Source organism: Promicromonospora kroppenstedtii DSM 19349, assembly GCF_000515355.1.
Classification (GTDB): domain Bacteria; phylum Actinomycetota; class Actinomycetes; order Actinomycetales; family Cellulomonadaceae; genus Promicromonospora; species Promicromonospora kroppenstedtii.
Genome location: NZ_KI911708.1, coordinates 25,526 through 28,442 on the forward strand (window position 1 = coordinate 25,526; position 2,917 = coordinate 28,442).

General features: G+C 75.3%; 2 protein-coding genes. One reads left to right on the plus strand and one right to left on the minus strand.

Annotated features, from left to right (window positions below; genetic code table 11):
• Positions 1-763 (plus strand): DUF2332 domain-containing protein (locus PROKR_RS19275; RefSeq protein WP_036965861.1); only part of this gene is annotated, 763 nt, incomplete at its 5' end.
• On the opposite strand, the gene PROKR_RS19280 is transcribed toward PROKR_RS19275, so the two are convergent.
• The coding region (locus PROKR_RS19280) for a xanthine dehydrogenase family protein molybdopterin-binding subunit (protein WP_036965863.1) at positions 726-2,917 on the minus strand (2,192 nt) is incomplete at its 5' end. The genes PROKR_RS19275 and PROKR_RS19280 overlap by 38 nt on opposite strands.

The following is a 2,917-nucleotide window of genomic DNA, read 5'->3' on the forward strand; positions in this document are numbered from 1 at the left end:
GCGGTCCTGGTTGCTGGCCGCCTGGCCCGGCGTCGAGCACGAGATGCGCACCCGGGCGACGCAGACCAACGAGCCGCGCCGCTGCGCCACCCTCCTGCCGACGCTGGCGGCGGTCGACGGCCCGGTCGCGCTGGTCGAGGTGGGCGCGTCGGCCGGACTCTGCCTCTACCCGGACCGGTACTCCTACGCCTACACGACGCCGGACGGCGCCGTCACCCGGCTCGACCCGGCCGACGGCCCGAGCGACGTGCTGCTCCCCTGCACCATCGAGGGTCCGGTACCCACCCGGCTGCCCGACGTCGTGTGGCGCGCGGGCATCGACCTGAACCCGCTCGACGTGCGCGACCCGGCCGACCTCGCCTGGCTGGAGGCGCTCGTCTGGCCGGAGCACACGGACCGCGTCGGGACGCTGCGCGCGGCGGCCCGGCTGGTCGCGGCCGACTCGCCACACCTGGTGGCCGGCGACCTGCTCACGGGGGTCGCCGACCTGGTCGCCGCCGCACCGGCTGAGGCCACCGTCGTGGTGCAGAACTCCGCGGTGCTCTGCTACCTCACGCCGCCGGAGCTGGCGGAGTTCGCCGCCACGATGGACCGCCTGCGGCGAACGCGCGGCGTCGTCTGGCTCAGCAACGAGGGCTGGACCGTGCTGCCCGACGTCGCCGCGAAGCTGCCCGCGGGCGCTGATCCACAGTTCATCCTGGCCCGGGACGGCGAACCGGTGGCGCTCACCGACCCGCACGGCCGGTCGGTGCGGCCGCTGTAGCACGCAGCAGCGCCCACAGCCGGTCGGGGCGCATCGGCAGGTCACGCGGACGGACGCCGGTCGCGTCGGCGATCGCGTTGGCCAGCGCGGGGGCGACGGGGTTGTAGGGTGCCTCGCTCATGGACTTGGCGCCGCGGGGCCCGAGCCGGTCCACGGTGTCGGCGAAGAGCACCTCGGTGTCGGGGACGTCGGCGGCCTGTGGCACGCGGTAGTGCCGCAGCCTGTCGGTGACGACCACGCCGTCGCGCACCACGAGCTGCTCGGTCAGGGCCGAGCCGATCGCCTGCGCCACCCCGCCCTCGACCTGCCCGCGGAGCTGCTCGGGGTTGATCACGACGCCGGCGTCGGCGGCCTGCACCGACTGGAGGATCCGCACGGCCCCGGTCTCTCGCTGCACGGCGACGCGGAAACCGTGGACGTTGAACGCGACGGACCGCGGCGACCCGTCGTGCGTGGCCTCGGCCGACATCCCGGCCAGGTCCGGACGTGCTCCAGCGGCGATCGCGCCTCCGGTCGAGCCTGTCGAGACCATCACGTTGATCTCGGCGCGGAGGGCCGCGGCCGCACGCTGGACCGCCAGGCCCGCGACGACCGAGCCCGCCGAGCCGAAGGCACCCGTGTCGTAGCCGGACGTCGCCGTGTCCGACGGGCGCACGCGCACCCGCTCGACCGGCACGCCCAGCTCCGTCGCGGCGAGCTGCGCGTGCACAGTCGTGGTGCCGTTGCCGAACTCGGCGGTGCCGACGTCGACCACGAAGTCGCCGTCTTCCGCGACCGTGACCCGGGCGTGCGTGTAGTGCCCGCGCGGCGGGATGGTCGCGATCATCGCGAGGGCCACCCCGCGCCCCTCGGCCCAGCCGTCCGGGGCCGCCTCGCCCCGGCCCGAGGCGAGCGCGTCCTCGACGAGGTCGAGGCACTGGTCCAGCCCGTAGGACCCGTACTCCAGGTCGCCGTCCACCGGTTGGCCGACGATGAACGGGTCGCCCGGGCGGACGACGTTGCGGCGGCGCATCTCGACCGGGTCGATCTCCAGCCGCGCGGCGAGCTCGTCGAGCGCGCCCTCGATCGCGAACTGCACCTGCCCCAGCCCGTACCCGCGGAACGCGCCGGACGGCACGTTGTTGGTGTAGACGGACTCGGCGTCGACCCGCTTGTTGGGGGCCCGGTACACGGCCATGGACTCGTGCACGCCGTGGAACAGCACGCCGGGCGCGTGGTTGCCGTACGCACCGGTGTCGGCCAGGACGTCGATCGCGAGCGCGGTGAGCTCCCCGTCCGCGGTCGCCCCGGCGCGCACCGTGACGCGGAACGGGTGCCGGCACGGCACGGTCGTGAACTGCTCGGTGCGGCTGAGCTCCCACTGCACGGGCCGCCCGGTGCGCAGGGCGGCGAGCGCGACGACGTCCTCGACGAGGAGCTCCTGCTTGCCGCCGAACCCGCCGCCCACGCGGCCCGCGACCACCCGGACGCGGTCCTGCGGCAGGTCCAGGAGCCGGGCGAGCTCGTCGCGCACGAGGAACGGCACCTGCGTGGAGGTGCGCACGTGCAGCAGTTGCTCCCCCGGCTCCAGCCAGGCGCGGGCGCCGTGCGTCTCCAGCGCGACGTGGTTCACGCGAGCCGTGGTCCAGGTTCCGGTCACGATCGCCGCCGACGCCGCCAGGGCCGCCTCGACGCCGTCGTGCCCGGGTGCGGCGTACTCCTCGTGGACCTGCGCGACGACGTTACGGCCCGCCTCCGCGACGCGGTGCCCGGTGGGTGTCCTGCCGGCGTGCAGCAAGGGTGCGCCGGGGCTGCGGGCGGCCTCGGGGTCGAGGACGGCGGGCAGCACCTCGTAGTCGACCCGAACCAGGGCGAGCGCGTCACGGGCCTGCCGTGGGGTCTCGGCGACGGCGACCGCGACGCGCTGGCCGACGAACCGCAGCACGGGGTCGAGCATGCGGGTGTCGTCGGGGTCGTCGAGCCGGTTCTGGTGCCGTCCGGTCGAGTAGAGGGTGTCCGGGACATCGTGGTGCGTGAGCACCAGGTGCACGCCGGGCGCGTCCCGGGCCGCGGCCGCGTCGATGCGGGTGATCCGCGCGTGCGGGTGCGGACTGCCGAGCACGGCGACGTGCAGCAGGCCCGGCGGTGCCGGCTCGTCCAGGGTGTACGGCTCGC